Below are 13673 nucleotides of genomic sequence, written 5' to 3'. Positions count from 1 at the left end.
GATAGGGCGAGAGGTTCCCGCCCGCTTACTTCACCGCCCCGAACCGGCTGTCGAACGAGTTCGACTGGACCACCGGCGCGGCGCCCATGATCTGGGTCGCTTCACCCGCGCCATCGGACACCGACGGCTTCAGCGTCGGGCGGGTCGCCGCGAGGCGGGTGTCGGGCTTCGCTGGTTCGGCGGGCTTGGCGACGGCAACGGCTGGCTTCGGCGCATCCTTCCCTGCATCCTTGGACTTGTCGTGTCCCGGCACGAACCGGGTTACCGCGGCCTTCAGCCGGGACGCCGCGGTAGGCGGCGTCGTGGAAGTCGCAGCCGGGGCGACGGATGCCGTGGCCTGCGGCGGCGGCGTGGTCGCCGTGGCGTCGGCGTTGCCGATGCCCATCTTGCGGCCGAGGTTGGAGAAGAAGCCGGATTTCTCCGCCGGAGCAGCGGTGGCGACACGCGTGTTGGCGGCGGGCGCGCTGACGGCGACGACCGGCTCTTCCTGCGGCGAGGGCGCGGCCGCATCGAGATTCGGCTTCGGCGGATTGACGTGTCCAGGAATCGTGCCCGGCGCCTTCGCCATCGCCAGCATCTGGAGCGTGGTGCCTTCGGCTCCTTCCGACAGGCCGGTCGAGCCCTCCGGAATCTTCGCGGCAAAGATCTTGTTCATGCCGCCGTCGATGCCGGTGTTCATGCGCGCAACGGGCGTGCCGCGCGAGACCAGCTTGTTGTACTCGGCCTGGTCGCGTGCATCCTTCTCGCGCACGGCGCTGGCGATCTCCTCGGGGATCACATAGGCCGGGCACTTTGCGGACGCGTCGAACACCGGATCACGCTTGGCGTCGGGCGGCTTCGCCGCGTCGAACACGTACTTCTTTTCGCAGAAATCGACCTTCGGCTCCTGCCGCGTCACCTCGAAATGATCATAGCCTTCCTTGATCATCTTCCAGAACGGCATGTTCGGATTGTTCCGGTGCTTGGCCATGTTCACCGGCGTCATCTTGAACGGATAGGCCTGCAGCTGGAACGCCTTCTGGCCGCCGAAGAAGGACTCGCGCCCGAGCGAATAGATCTCGGCGATCTGCTCGTCCGTCATCGCGTAGCAGCCGCGCGAGGAACAATCGCCATGCACCATCAGCTGCGAGCCGCTGCGGCCCAAAGCCTTGTCGAACGCGTTCGGATAGCCCGTGTTGAACGACAAATAGTACGCCGACTGCGGATTCATCTGGCCCGGATTGATCGAGTAGAATCCTTCCGGCGCCTGGCGGTCGCCTTCGCGCACCTTCGGCCCGAGGTCGCCGGACCAGCGACAGATCGGATAGGTCTTGAGCAGCGCGAACTGGCCGTTGCGGGTCTGCTTCCAGACCTCAAGCTCGGCCTCCTGCTTGAACAGGCGCACCAAAATCGGTGATTGCAGATCCATGTCCTTCTCGACCATCGCGGCGAGAAGTTTCGGCGGGACCGGCTGGTTGGCCTTGGCATTGGTCGCAAGCGAAACCTGGTCGGTGTCGCAACCGGCCAGCACGAAGCTGGCGGCAAGCGCCACCGAGACCAGAAACGCGCGAGCAAGCGAACGAGAAATCAAGATGGACCCCACGCCGTCCAGGGCATCGCGCGCAAACCCCAATCTTGAAGCATGATCCGACCGGAGACCCGGACCCGTCGCGACGGGCTTTTTCGCAATCACGCTCCAGCGCTTATGCCCTGAAGCCATTGATTAAAATTCTAACCTCTGGGTCATGTGGTCGCAACCCGAACGGGGATCACGAGCCCGTTGGCCCAAAGGCGTGGTCAACGAAGACTTAAACTGGGCCGTAACTTGGGCCTCGCGGCCAAACCGGTACAGAGATCGCTGATTTGGGCAAAAAAAGGGTTAACGCGGGGTTACCGGGGGCTCTTCACCTCCCCCGCTGGCAGGGGAGGCCGGGAGAGGGCTCGTGCCGCATCGGGAGTATCGCGAGAGGAAATACCCTCTCCCCGACCCTCCCCCGCAAGCGGGGGAGGGAGCGCACCGCCGCTGCGGTCCCAAACCGCCCGAATCAGCCCAGTTTCCGGCCGATATCGAGGAATTTCTGCCGCCGATGCTTGCGGATGGCGTCGCCGTCCAGGCCCCGCAGCTCGTCAAAAGCCTTGGCGATGGCGTCGCCCGTGGTGGCGATCATGGCGGCGGGGTCGCGATGGGCGCCGCCGACCGGCTCCTTCAGGATGCTGTCGATCACGCCGAAGCGGAGCATGTCCTGGGCGGTGATCTTCATGTTGTTAGCGGCTTCCTGCGCCTTGGAGCCGTCTCGCCAGAGGATCGAGGACGCCGCCTCGGGCGAGATCACGCTGTAGATCGCGTGCTCCAGCATCAGGACCTTGTTGGCGGTGGTGATGGCGATGGCGCCGCCCGACATACCCTCGCCGGTGATGATGGCGACGTTCGGCACGGTCAGCGCCATGCAGGCATCGGTCGAACGCGCGATCGCCTCGGCCTGACCGCGCTCTTCCGCGCCGATGCCGGGATAGGCGCCGGCGGAATCGGCGAGCGACAGCACCGGCAGGCCGAACCGCTCCGCCATCTCCATCAGCCGCACGCATTTGCGATAGCCCTCGGGCCGCGCCATGCCGAAATTATGCTTGATGCGGCTCTCGGTGGAATCGCCCTTTTCCTGGCCCATCACGCAGATGGCCTCGCCGCGGAAGCGGCCGAAGCCGGCCACCAGCGCCTCGTCCTCGCCGAACTTGCGGTCGCCGGCGAGCGGGGTGAACTCGGTGATCAGGCCCTTGATGAAGTCGTTGAAATGCGGCCGCTGCGGATGCCGCGCAACCAGCGTCTTCTGCCACGGCGTCAGGTTCAGATAGAGGTCGGCCATCGCCTGCGCCGCCTTGTCCTCGATCCGCCCGATCTCCTCGGCGATGTCGCTGCCGGAGGCCGCAAGCGTCCGCAATTCGTCGAGCTTGGAATCGAGCTCGGCGACGGGCTTTTCGAAATCGAGATAGCTGCGCATCTGGTCTGGCATCAACTCAATATAGGGAGAACGGGGCGAGGCGGCGAAGCGGATTCGATGTCGTGGAAAGAAATGTAGGTTCGTCAATGAGTTGGCTTGTGTGCTCGCAACGAGCGCAGGCCAAATCATCGTGAGGCCTCGGCTCTTTCTGCGGAGATGTGGCCGAAGTCAAGGCGGTTTCGGGCTCCGACCCGTACCGTAGCCCGGATGAGCGAAGCGATATCCGGGGCAGGTCGCCCCAATCGTCAATCCCGGATGTCGCTTCGCTCATCCGGGCTACTGCAGCTAGGGCAGCAACTACTTCTCCGCCAGCGGGTGCAGGTCGCGGACCAGGCTCTTCAGCCGCTCCTCGACCACGTGGGTGTAGATCTGGGTGGTCGAGATGTCGGTATGGCCGAGCAGCGTCTGCACGATGCGCAAATCGGCCCCGTTGTGCAGCAGGTGGCTGGCGAAGGCGTGGCGCAGCACGTGGGGGGAGACCAGCCGGGCCTGCAGCCCTGAAGCGACCGCGAGCTCCTTCAAGTCGCGGGCAAAATGCTGCCGCGTCAGATGTCCGCTCTCGCCGAACGAGGGGAACAACCATTTCGAGGCCGCCACGCTGTTCTTCTTGTCTGCCTTGTTGTCCTTGGCCGCCTCTGTCGCCGCGAGATAATCGGCCATCGCCTGGCGCGAGGCCTCGTTGAGCGGCACCAGCCGTTCCTTGTTGCCCTTGCCGCGCACCACGATCATGCGGGCGTCGCGCTTCGCCGCCGTGCGCGGCAGCGCCACCAGCTCGGAGACGCGCAGGCCGGTGGCGTAGAGGACCTCGAGTAGACAATAGAGTCTCAGGGCGCGCAGCCGTTTCGACGGCGAGGCATCCTCAGCCTCGCTCAATTCCTTGGCGCGGCGGAGCATGCGATCGACATCCGCGATCGACAGCACCTTCGGCAGCCCGCGGCCGCGCTTGGGGCCGGACAGGATCGCCGCGGGATCGTCGGTTCTGATGCGTTCGTTCAGGAGGAAGCGATAGAGATGCCGCAGCGCCGACAGCCGTCGCGCGACGCTGGTGGACTTGAAGCCGCGCGTGTCGAGATCGGCGAGATAGTCGCGCAGCGTCTGTGTTTCCGCGTCCGCGAATGCATGCCCGACGCGGCCGAGAAACTCGGAGAAGTCGGTGAGGTCGCGGCGGTAGGCATCGAGCGTATTGGGGCCGGCGCCCTGTTCCGCCGCGAGCATGTCGAGGAACAGGCCGGTGAGTTTTGTATCTGAGGGCTTGTTATCGGAAGATCTGGCACGCATGCCCGGCAGGCTAGCCCCTATTTCTTGAGAAACTTATCCGGCGGGATCGTCACCGTCATTTCCCGCGGCTTTGGATTGACGAAGTTCGCCAGCGCGAAGACCACGCCGTAGACGATGCCGGCGATCACGGCGACGACCGTCAGGAAGCGGAACAGGCTGGGCATCGGCAGGATCTCGGAGAGGGTCTCGGTCAGGGGCTTGGCGGGCAAATTAACCAATGAAATCATCCAACACGTTCGCCGTTTCGTGGCAAGAGTCCTCTGGCGAGGGCCCCTGCGGGGTCGTATAGGTGGCCAAAGGATGCCGCCTTTGGCGGCAGATCGAGCGAGACCCATTCGAGCGAGACAAATGCCCGACGCCGCGTTGCCGATCCAAGCCTCGCCCGAGGCCGACATCCTGTCGGCGCTGGGGACGCGCTCGATCGTGCTCGTCGGCATGATGGGGGTGGGCAAATCCACCATCGGCCGCCGCATGGCTCTCAGGCTCAAGCTGCCCTTCGTCGATGCGGACACCGAGATCGAGGCGGCGGCCGGCATGACCATACCGGAAATCTTCGAGCGCCACGGCGAGCCGCATTTCCGCGACGGCGAGGCCCGCGTGATCGCACGTCTGCTCGACGGCGGTCCCATCGTGCTGGCGACCGGCGGCGGCGCCTTCATGCGCGAGGAGACGCGGACCCGGATCGCGGCGAAGGCGATCTCGATCTGGCTCAAGGCCGATCATGATGTCATCATGCGCCGCGTGCGCCGGCGCGCCGACCGTCCGCTGCTCCAGACCGCCGATCCTGAAGGAACCGTGACGCGCCTGCTCACCGAGCGCGAGCCGGTCTACGGCCATGCCGACCTCACCATCGCCTCCCGCGACGTGCCGCACGACAGAATCGTCGATGAGACCATCGAGACGCTACGCGCGCATCTTTGCGGCGAACGGGCGTCCCCGCCATCAGCCGACATCGCGAGTGCCGCACGATGACCGCGCCTTTGAAACATTCCGATCCCGTCAACGTCGAGGTCGCGCTGGAGAATCGCGCCTATGACATCGTCATCGGCCGCGGCGTGCTGGCCTCGCTCGGCGAACGGGTCGCGCGCCTGCGCCCCGGCGTACGCACCGCGATCGTGACGGATCGCACCGTCGCGAAATACTGGCTCGAACCCGCCGAGGCATCGCTGGCCGCCGCGGGCATTCCGACATCGCACATCGTCGTCGAGGAAGGCGAGATCTCCAAGACCTATGCCGGTCTCGAAAAGGTCAGCGAAGCCCTGATCGCCGCGAAGATCGAGCGCAACGATCTCGTCATCGCGCTTGGCGGCGGCGTGGTCGGCGATCTCGCCGGTTTTGCGGCGGCGATCCTGCGCCGCGGCGTCGACTTCGTGCAGGTGCCGACCTCGCTGCTGGCGCAGGTCGATTCCTCCGTCGGTGGCAAGACCGGCATCAACTCGCCGCAGGGCAAGAACCTGCTCGGCGCCTTCCACCAGCCGGTGCTTGTGATCGCCGACACCGCCGTGCTCGACACGTTGTCGCCGCGGCAGTTCCGCGCCGGCTATGCCGAGGTCGCCAAATACGGCGTGCTCGGCGACAAGGCCTTCTTCGCCTGGCTCGAGAAGAACCATTCCGACATCGCCAAAGGCGGTTCGGCGCGCGAGCATGCGATCGCGACCTCCTGCCGCGCCAAGGCCGGCGTGGTCTCGCGCGACGAGCGCGAGACCGGCGAGCGTGCGCTGCTCAATCTCGGCCATACGTTCGGCCATGCGCTGGAAGCCGCGACCGGCTTCTCCGACCGCCTGTTTCACGGCGAGGGCGTTTCGATCGGCATGACGCTGGCGGCGCAGTTTTCCGCGAAGCTCGGCATGATCGGCGACGCGGACGCCGCGCGCATCGAGCGCCACCTGATCGAAGCCGGCTTGCCGACACGCTTGCAGGACATCGCGGGCTTCGCGCAGGAAGGGCTTGCCGATGCCGACGCGCTGATGGCGCTGATGGGGCAGGACAAGAAGGTCGAGCGCGGCAGGCTCACCTTCATCCTGCTGGAAGCCGTCGGGCGGGCCCTCGTCGTGAAGAACGTCGAGCCGGCTCCGGTGCGCGACTTCCTGAAGGACAAGCTCGCGCAAAAGGCATGACGCGCGGTTGAACGGCGCTAAAGCGTTTTCAAGCGAAATGGGTACCGGTTCGCGTCAAGAAAACGCGTCAAAACAAGAAACCAGAGTGGTTCATGGATTGGCTCGGCTTCACCATCGTCATTCTCTGCCTGCTCGTCTCCGGCTTCTTCGCCGCGAGCGAGACCGCACTGACCGGCGCTTCGCGCGCCAGCATGCTGCGGCTCTCCAAGCAGGGTAATCGCGACGCCGACGTGGTCTCGCAACTGCTCGACATGCGCGAGCGCCTGATCGGCGCGCTGCTGCTCGGCAACAACATCGCCAATATCAGTGCATCCGCACTGGCCACCAGCATCTTCACGGCCTGGTTCGGCGACGTCGGCGTGCTCTATGCCACCGGCTTGATGACCGCACTGGTCGTGATCTTCGCCGAGGTGCTGCCCAAGACCATCGCGATCAACGCGCCCGACCGCATGGCGCTCGCGGTCGCGCGCCCGATGCGGCTGACGATGTACGTGCTGGGGCCGCTGCTGCGGATCGTGGAAGTCATCGTGCGGCTGTTGATGCGCCTGTTTGGCCTTGCCGGCGAGCACCAGGCGATCCTGTCGCCGACCGAGCGCCTCCGCGGCGCGGTCGACCTGCTGCATCATGAAGGCAAGTTCGAGAAGCACGACCGCGACATGCTCGGAGGGCTGCTCGATCTGCGCGAGCTCCAGGTCTCCGACGTCATGATCCATCGCACCGAGATGACGATGATCAACGCCGACCTGCCGCCGGAGGATCTGGTGCGCGAGGTGCTGGCGGCCGAATACACCCGCATCCCGCTGTGGCGCGAGAAGCCGGAAAACATCATCGGCGTGCTCCACGCCAAGGATTTGCTGCGCGCGATCCGCGCGGCCGACGGCGAGACCTCGCGCATCGACGTCTCCACCATCGCGCTGCCGCCCTGGTTCGTGCCGGAGATGCGGCCCGTCTCCGAGCAGCTCAAGGCGTTCCGCCGCCGCAAGACCCATTTCGCCCTGGTCGTCGACGAGTACGGCGAAGTTGAAGGTCTCGTGACGCTGGAAGACATTCTGGAAGAGATCGTCGGCGACATCTCCGACGAGCATGACGTCGTGGTCGCGGGCGTGCGCGCCCAGCCGGACGGCTCGGTCGTCGTCGACGGCTCGGTGCCGATCCGCGACCTCAACCGCGCCATGGACTGGCACCTGCCCGACGAAGAGGCAACGACGGTCGCCGGCCTCGTCATTCACGAGGCGCGCTCGATCCCCGACCGCGGCCAGAGTTTCACCTTTCACGGCTTCCGCTTCCGCGTCCTCCGCCGCGAACGCAACCGCATCACCGCACTCCGTATTTCACCGGTGCCGCGCGAGACGGAAATGGAGGAAGCCAAGCGGCGGCGGGCGGGGACGTCGTTTTAGGATTCGCACGACCCTGTTGCCCCTCATGGTGAGGAGCGCCGCAAGGCGCGTCTCGAACCATGCAGGCCAGGATGCCGCAGCGGGGGCCTGCATCCTTCGAGACGCGCGCAACTGCGCGCTCCTCAGGATGAGGAGAAATGGCGCCGTCTGACGCTCGTATCGGCGAGCTAGCTCCCGCCTTCCCCCGGCGCTTGCGCGTGGATCGCCAGCGCGTGCACGCTGCCGGAGAGTTCCGCGGCCAGCGCCGAATTTATCATGCGGTGGCGATCGACCCGGCTCTTCCCTTTGAAGGCGGAAGACACAATATAAACGCGGAAGTGCGTCTCGCCGCTCGGCCGATGGCCGGCGTGGCCCTCATGCAAATGTGACTCGTCGACGACTTGCAGGCTTTCCGGCGTGAAAGCTTCCTGCAACTTGTTGCTGATAGTGTCTCTGATGGCCATCTGGGTCATTACGGTGCGAGATCGCTCTCCGTATTGCATAGGCCGCCTCTGGCGGCCGTTCAAGGACGCCTCAGCATAGCTTCGGCTATGCTTTTCAGCTAATTGCAATGTCAAGACTTGAAGGTTTTTGCATTGCGTAGTCAAAGTCAGCCATGCCGATCGATTCATCAAAGTTCTTCGACTCCATCCGGGTCAAGCCGAAAGGCAAGCAACCGGAAGTGAAGCCGCGCGACGCCGTGGTCAATTGCGAATGGACCGGGTGCCAGAACAAGGGCGCGCATCGTGCGCCCAAGGGTCGCGACAACCAGCGTGAGTACTGGCACTTTTGTCTGAACCATGTGCGCGAGTACAACCAGAACTACAATTTCTTCTCCGGCATGAATGCCGACGCTGTCGCGCGCTATCAGAAGGATGCGCTGACCGGCCATCGTCCGACCTGGAAGATGGGCGCCAATGGCGGCGTCAAGAAAGGCGCGGAGGCCGAGATCGACGGCGCCTTCGATCCGTTCAGCATGTTCCAGGAGCTCAACGGCCGCACCGGCTGGCGCGCCGGGCCGCAGGCCGCGCCCAAGGCCGAGACGCGCAAGATCATGAATGCCGAGCGCAAGGCGCTCCAGGTGATGGGCCTCGGCCCCGAGTCCACGCTCGCCGACGTCAAGTCCAAGTACAAGGCGCTCGTGAAGCAGCACCACCCCGACGCCAACGGCGGCGACCGCTCCACCGAGGACCGCCTGATCGAGATCATCAAGGCGTATAATTACCTGAAGACCGTGGTGCGCGAGGCGTAGGCCTCTCCCCGCGCCGTAGTATCGTAGGGTGGGCAAAGCGAAGCGTGCCCACCACTTCTGTTGCGGTGTTGGATCGATGGTGGGCACGGCGCAAGTGCGCCTTTGCCCACCCTACGATTCCCGGCTTGCGGAGATATCCGCGGTCCCTCACGCCTCCGGCATCGCCCCCACATATGACGAGCTCGGCCGGATCAACCGCCCGGTCCGCTGCTGCTCGCGCGCATGCGCCGTCCAACCGGCGGCGCGCGCCACCGCGAAGATGGGCGTGAAGGCCTGCCTCGGGATCGCCAGCGCATCGAGCAGGATCGCGGTGAAGAACTCCACATTGGTCTCCAGCGGCCGCTCCGGATTCTTCTTGCGCAGCGCGCTGCGGATATAGGCCTCGACCTCGCCGGCAAAGGGCAGGCCGGCGCCGTCCGATGCCAGCGCCTCGATCGCGGTCTTGAGCACATCTGCGCGGGGGTCGCGCACGCGATAGACGCGGTGGCCAAAACCCATCATCCGCTCGCCGCGGGCGAGTGCAGCGTCCACCCAGGGCTGGATGCGCTCGCGCGAACCGATCGCGTCGAGCATTTCCAGCACCGGCTCTGGCGCGCCGCCATGCAGCGGACCCGTCAGCGCGCAATAGCCGGCGGTGACGGCGGCAAACAGATCAGCCTGCGTTGAGGCAACCACGCGCGCGGTGAAGGTCGAGGCGTTCATGCCGTGGTCGCTGGCGGTGACGAGATAGGCGTCCAGCGCCGTGACCTCGCGTGGTTCAGGCGCGCGCCCGTGCAGCATGCGAAGCGTATCGGCAGCATGGCTCACGTTCGGATCGGGCGCCACGGGATCGAGACCCCTGGCGCGGCGGACGAGCGCGCCCGCAATCACCGGGAATGCGCCGACGATTGTCGCCTCATGGGCAAGGCCGTGCTCGGCGCGAAGTCCCGCGACCGCCGCGCGAAACCCGTCGATGATGCCCATGCCGCGCGTTGCTGGCAGCAACTCATCCAGCCGCGCGAAGGCGCGCTCGCGTGCGGCGCCCAGGCTCGCGCGCACATTAGCTTCGCTCAGCGTGGTCGTGCTGGCGCCGTTCCAGAGCCGGGCGGTGACGCCCTCAAAACTCGACTGGCTCGCCAGTCGGCCAACATGCTCCCCGGCGATGATCAACTCGCCGCGCTCGCCGTCGACATGGCTCAGCACGGTTTCGGCTGCAGGAACGCCGTCCAGCCCGATCTGGCTTTTGGTGAGGTGGATGTTCATGGCCCAAATCTCCTTTGCACCAGCCAAAGGTCGGGCCTCTCGACAGATTGATCAATCTTGATTACATAAATCAATATGAAAAATTCGGAAGGTCTCTACCTCTCCGCCCGGGAAGCCGCCGCCGAGCTCGCGATCTCGCCGGCCACGCTCTACGCCTATGTCAGCCGCGGCCTGATCCGCTCCGAGCCGACGCCGGACTCGCGCAAGAACCGCTATCGCGCCGAGGACGTCCGGGCGCTGAAGGAGCGCCGGGTGCCGTCGCCGGAGCCGCGCGGCCTGCGCAGCTTCGATGCCGATCTGCCGGTCATGGACACCGAGATCTCCACCATCACCGAGGAGGGCGCGATCTATCGCGGCGTCAACTGCGTCGATCTCGCCGAAAACGATACGCTGGAGCACACGGCGACGCTGCTGTGGGACGTCTCCGGCGTCGATCCGTTCGCCCCGGATAATCAGCCTGCGATGTCCGACGAGATGCGCCTGATCGCGCAGGCCGCGCGCCGGGCGGCACCGATCGATCGCGCCATTGCCGTGCTGGCGCTCGCATCGAGCGCCGATCCCCGCGCGTTCACGCGTGCGCCGGATGGCCGCGCCATGGTCGGTGCGCGCATCGTCCGGCTTCTGGTCGCGACCATGCTCAACACGGATCCGTCCGCCGAGCCGCTGCACCAGCAGATCGCGAGGGCCTGGGCGCCCGACAACAAGCACGCGGCCGATCTCATCCGCCGCGCGCTGGTTCTGCTCGCCGAGCATGAATTGAACGCGTCCACCTTCACCGCGCGCTGCGCGGCCTCGACCGGCCTCAATCTTTATGATTCCGTCATCGCCGGCCTCGCCGCGCTGAAGGGACCGAAGCACGGTGGCGCCGGCGTGCTCGCCTCGCAACTCGTCAAGGCGCTGGTGGATCGTGACGTCGAGCCGATGGTCCGCGAACGCGTCGCGCTCGGCGAACGCTTTGCGGGCTTCGGTCACGGTGTCTACAAGCGGGGCGATCGGCGCGCGCAGTCGCTGCTGAATGCCCTGGCCCGCGCCGGCGCACCGCGCAAATTCACCAAAGAGGTGCCGGAGCGCATCGCGGAGGCGACCGGCGAACTCGTCAATATCGACTACGCGCTCGCGGTGCTCGTGCACGCGCTGCGCCTGCCGGGAGGCAGCGAGCTCGCGTTGTTTGCGATGGCCCGCAGCGTCGGCTGGGTCGCCCATGCCAGCGAGCAATTGCAGTTCGGCAAGCTGATCAGGCCAAGGGCAAGGTATGTGGGACCGGCACCGGGACGAAGGGCGGGGGTTGCGGATTCCAAGGGATAATCAAAAACCCTCATGGTGAGGAGCGCGGAACGCGCGTCTCGAACCATGCAGGCCCGGCTTTCGCCCGCGGCCATCCTTCGAGACGCCCGCCGTTGGCGGGCCCTCAGGATGAGGGCGGTGCGCCTTGATACACTCTATCACCCCCGCGGCTTCGCCACCGCGACACCGCCGCCGTTCCGGCGGCGATAGATCCAAACCGCCGCGCCTACGACGATTGCCACGCCGACCACGGTCAAAATCCACATGTGCTTGTACGGATGCCCATGGTGCGGCAGCCCGGCATATTCGTGCAGGGCCGACACCGCCAAAACACCCGGCAGCACATGCGCCGGCGCCCAGACCAGGATTGCGGGGATGTTGATGGCATAGAAGCGGGCCGGGGGCATGCCCAGCGCGCCCGCGGTGACCGGGACGAAGGCCCGGATCGGCGGCACGAAGCGGGCGAAGAACACCGCCCAGGTGCCGAAGCGGTGGAAGAAAGTCTCGCTCTGCTCGACCACACGCGGATAATTGGTCAACGGCCAGGTGTTGAGGATCTCCCGCTGCTGCCGGTGCCCGATCCAGTAAGCCGAACCATCGCCGAGCACTGCGCCGAGCGCTGCCGCCAGCAACACCCATTGCAGCCTGAGCTCGCCGCCTGGGACCAGGGCGCTCAGCGCCAGGATGACGGTCGAGCCGGGGATGACCGAGCCCACCACCGGAACCGCCTCCAGCAGGGCCGCCAGGAAGAGGGTCAGATAGGCCAGCCACGGATGGGCCGAGACGAATGAAATGAGGGGATCGAGAAAGGAAGTCACATCGTCTCTGTGGTGGGATTGGGCCTTGGGATTGGCCTTGGGATTGGCCTTGGGGTTCGGACCCTACATAAGTAACGAGCGCCGGTAAAAGTGCCACCCGCGTGAGCAGGACCGTGCCCTCGGCACGAAATTCAGGCGTGATTCGCAGGGCAGCCTTCCAAAAATCGCGTTCCTTGCCTATCTAAATGAAAAGACAACGGAACTTTGATTGGGGGGCGGGCTTCTGCCCGCACGTTGTCTCTGATAGGTTCGCAACAGCACCCAGCCGCAGCCAACGTGCAATAACTGGTCTCGGGATCGCCCGGGACCTCGGAGGATTGATGACGACCGCCGCGATGTCCAAAGTTGAGGAAGTTTCCGGTTTGCCCGACATGAAGGTGTCGGTGCGCCAGGTGTTCGGGATCGACAGCGATCTCGAAGTCCCCGCTTATTCCGAAGTCGATCCTCACGTCCCCGAAGTCGATTCCGATTACCGCTTCGATCGCGCCACCACGCTCGCCATTCTCGCCGGCTTCGCCCACAACCGCCGCGTCATGGTCACGGGCTATCACGGCACCGGCAAATCAACCCATATCGAGCAGGTCGCCGCGCGGCTGAACTGGCCCTGCGTGCGCGTCAACCTCGACAGCCACATCAGCCGGATCGACCTCGTCGGCAAGGACTCGATCGTGGTCCGCGACGGCAAGCAGGTCACCGAATTCCGCGACGGCATCCTGCCCTGGGCGCTCCAGCACAACGTCGCGCTGGTGTTCGACGAATACGACGCCGGCCGCCCGGACGTGATGTTCGTGATCCAGCGCGTGCTGGAAGTCTCCGGCCGGCTGACGCTGCTCGACCAGAACAAGGTGATCAAGCCGCACCCGGCATTCCGCATGTTCTCGACCGCAAACACCGTCGGCCTCGGTGACACCTCGGGCCTCTATCACGGCACCCAGCAGATCAACCAGGGCCAGATGGACCGCTGGTCGATCGTCACCACGCTGAACTACCTCAGCCATGACGAGGAAGTGGAGATCGTGCTGGCCAAGGCCAAGCACTATCGCACCACGGAGGGCCGCGACATCGTCAACAAGATGGTTCGCCTCGCCGATCTCACCCGCAACGCTTTCGCCAATGGCGATCTGTCGACGGTGATGAGCCCGCGCACGGTGATCACCTGGGCGGAAAACGCCGACATCTTTAGCGACATCGGTTTTGCGTTCCGGGTCACCTTCCTCAACAAGTGCGACGAGCTCGAACGTCCCCTCGTAGCCGAGTTCTACCAGCGCTGCTTCAACGCGGAGCTGCCGGAATCGGCGGTGAACGTGGCGCTCAGCTGATTTCACGCGATA

General features: G+C 65.3%; 13 protein-coding genes. 6 read left to right on the top strand and 7 right to left on the bottom strand.

Going from position 1 to position 13673, the window contains the following annotated elements; genetic code table 11:
- Positions 1–25: 25 nt before the first annotated feature.
- The 4 genes from ABIB90_RS07745 to ABIB90_RS07730 all read right to left on the bottom strand — a co-directional run bounded on the left by ABIB90_RS07745 (position 26) and on the right by ABIB90_RS07730 (position 4417).
- Positions 26–1570 (bottom strand): L,D-transpeptidase family protein, encoded by a 1545-nt coding sequence (locus tag ABIB90_RS07745; protein WP_245285965.1) that lies wholly within the window; start codon positions 1568–1570, stop codon positions 26–28.
- Positions 1571–2024: 454 nt separating this feature from the next.
- Positions 2025–2987, bottom strand: coding sequence for an acetyl-CoA carboxylase carboxyltransferase subunit alpha (locus tag ABIB90_RS07740; protein ID WP_007599220.1), 963 nt, complete (start codon positions 2985–2987; stop codon positions 2025–2027).
- A 285-nt stretch (positions 2988–3272) separates the two neighbouring features.
- Positions 3273–4253 carry a site-specific tyrosine recombinase XerD gene (xerD, locus tag ABIB90_RS07735; RefSeq protein WP_007599222.1) on the bottom strand — a complete coding sequence of 327 codons (981 nt, stop codon included), beginning with the start codon at positions 4251–4253 and terminating at the stop codon, positions 3273–3275.
- Between the two features lie 17 nt (positions 4254–4270).
- On the bottom strand, positions 4271–4417 hold the full coding sequence (locus ABIB90_RS07730) for a hypothetical protein (protein WP_035669499.1): 147 nt from the start codon (positions 4415–4417) through the stop codon (positions 4271–4273).
- 184 nt (positions 4418–4601) lie between these two features.
- Between ABIB90_RS07730 and ABIB90_RS07725 the strand changes: the two genes are divergently transcribed.
- From ABIB90_RS07725 to ABIB90_RS07715, 3 genes are all read left to right on the top strand, one after another.
- Entirely contained in the window at positions 4602–5225 is a 624-nt protein-coding gene (locus ABIB90_RS07725; protein WP_354200589.1) for a shikimate kinase, read from the top strand.
- Positions 5222–6370 (top strand): 3-dehydroquinate synthase, encoded by a 1149-nt coding sequence (aroB, locus tag ABIB90_RS07720; protein ID WP_354200588.1) that lies wholly within the window; start codon positions 5222–5224, stop codon positions 6368–6370. Before ABIB90_RS07725 ends, aroB begins: the two co-directional genes overlap by 4 nt.
- 92 nt (positions 6371–6462) lie before the next feature.
- Positions 6463–7767: an HlyC/CorC family transporter gene (locus ABIB90_RS07715; protein ID WP_007599226.1), complete on the top strand. Its 1305-nt coding sequence runs from the start codon at positions 6463–6465 to the stop codon at positions 7765–7767.
- Between the two features lie 167 nt (positions 7768–7934).
- On the opposite strand, the gene ABIB90_RS07710 is transcribed toward ABIB90_RS07715, so the two are convergent.
- On the bottom strand, positions 7935–8210 hold the full coding sequence (locus tag ABIB90_RS07710; RefSeq protein WP_026232423.1) for a BolA family protein: 276 nt from the start codon (positions 8208–8210) through the stop codon (positions 7935–7937).
- Positions 8211–8362: 152 nt separating this feature from the next.
- Between ABIB90_RS07710 and ABIB90_RS07705 the strand changes: the two genes are divergently transcribed.
- Entirely contained in the window at positions 8363–8998 is a 636-nt protein-coding gene (locus tag ABIB90_RS07705) for a J domain-containing protein (RefSeq protein ID WP_007599228.1), read from the top strand.
- Between the two features lie 147 nt (positions 8999–9145).
- Here ABIB90_RS07705 and ABIB90_RS07700 read toward each other — a convergent pair whose 3' ends face one another.
- Positions 9146–10240 (bottom strand): citrate synthase/methylcitrate synthase, encoded by a 1095-nt coding sequence (locus ABIB90_RS07700; protein ID WP_219679458.1) that lies wholly within the window; start codon positions 10238–10240, stop codon positions 9146–9148.
- A gap of 75 nt (positions 10241–10315) precedes the next feature.
- On the opposite strand from ABIB90_RS07700, the gene ABIB90_RS07695 reads away from it, so the two are divergent.
- The gene (locus tag ABIB90_RS07695; RefSeq protein ID WP_354200587.1) at positions 10316–11545 is read left to right on the top strand and encodes a citrate/2-methylcitrate synthase; all 1230 of its coding nucleotides are present in this window, start codon (positions 10316–10318) and stop codon (positions 11543–11545) included.
- 137 nt (positions 11546–11682) lie between these two features.
- Here ABIB90_RS07695 and ABIB90_RS07690 read toward each other — a convergent pair whose 3' ends face one another.
- Positions 11683–12342, bottom strand: coding sequence for a DedA family protein (locus tag ABIB90_RS07690; RefSeq protein WP_354200586.1), 660 nt, complete (start codon positions 12340–12342; stop codon positions 11683–11685).
- Between the two features lie 320 nt (positions 12343–12662).
- Here ABIB90_RS07690 and cobS point away from each other — a divergent pair, with 320 nt between their 5' ends.
- On the top strand, positions 12663–13661 hold the full coding sequence (gene cobS / locus ABIB90_RS07685) for a cobaltochelatase subunit CobS (protein ID WP_007599232.1): 999 nt from the start codon (positions 12663–12665) through the stop codon (positions 13659–13661).
- Positions 13662–13673: the final 12 nt, after the last annotated feature.

It is taken from the genome of Bradyrhizobium sp. JR4.1 (assembly GCF_040548605.1).
In the GTDB taxonomy this organism is placed as follows: domain Bacteria; phylum Pseudomonadota; class Alphaproteobacteria; order Rhizobiales; family Xanthobacteraceae; genus Bradyrhizobium; species Bradyrhizobium canariense.
Note: the sequence above shows the minus strand (reverse complement) of the source record. Positions and strands in the feature narration are given on the sequence as shown.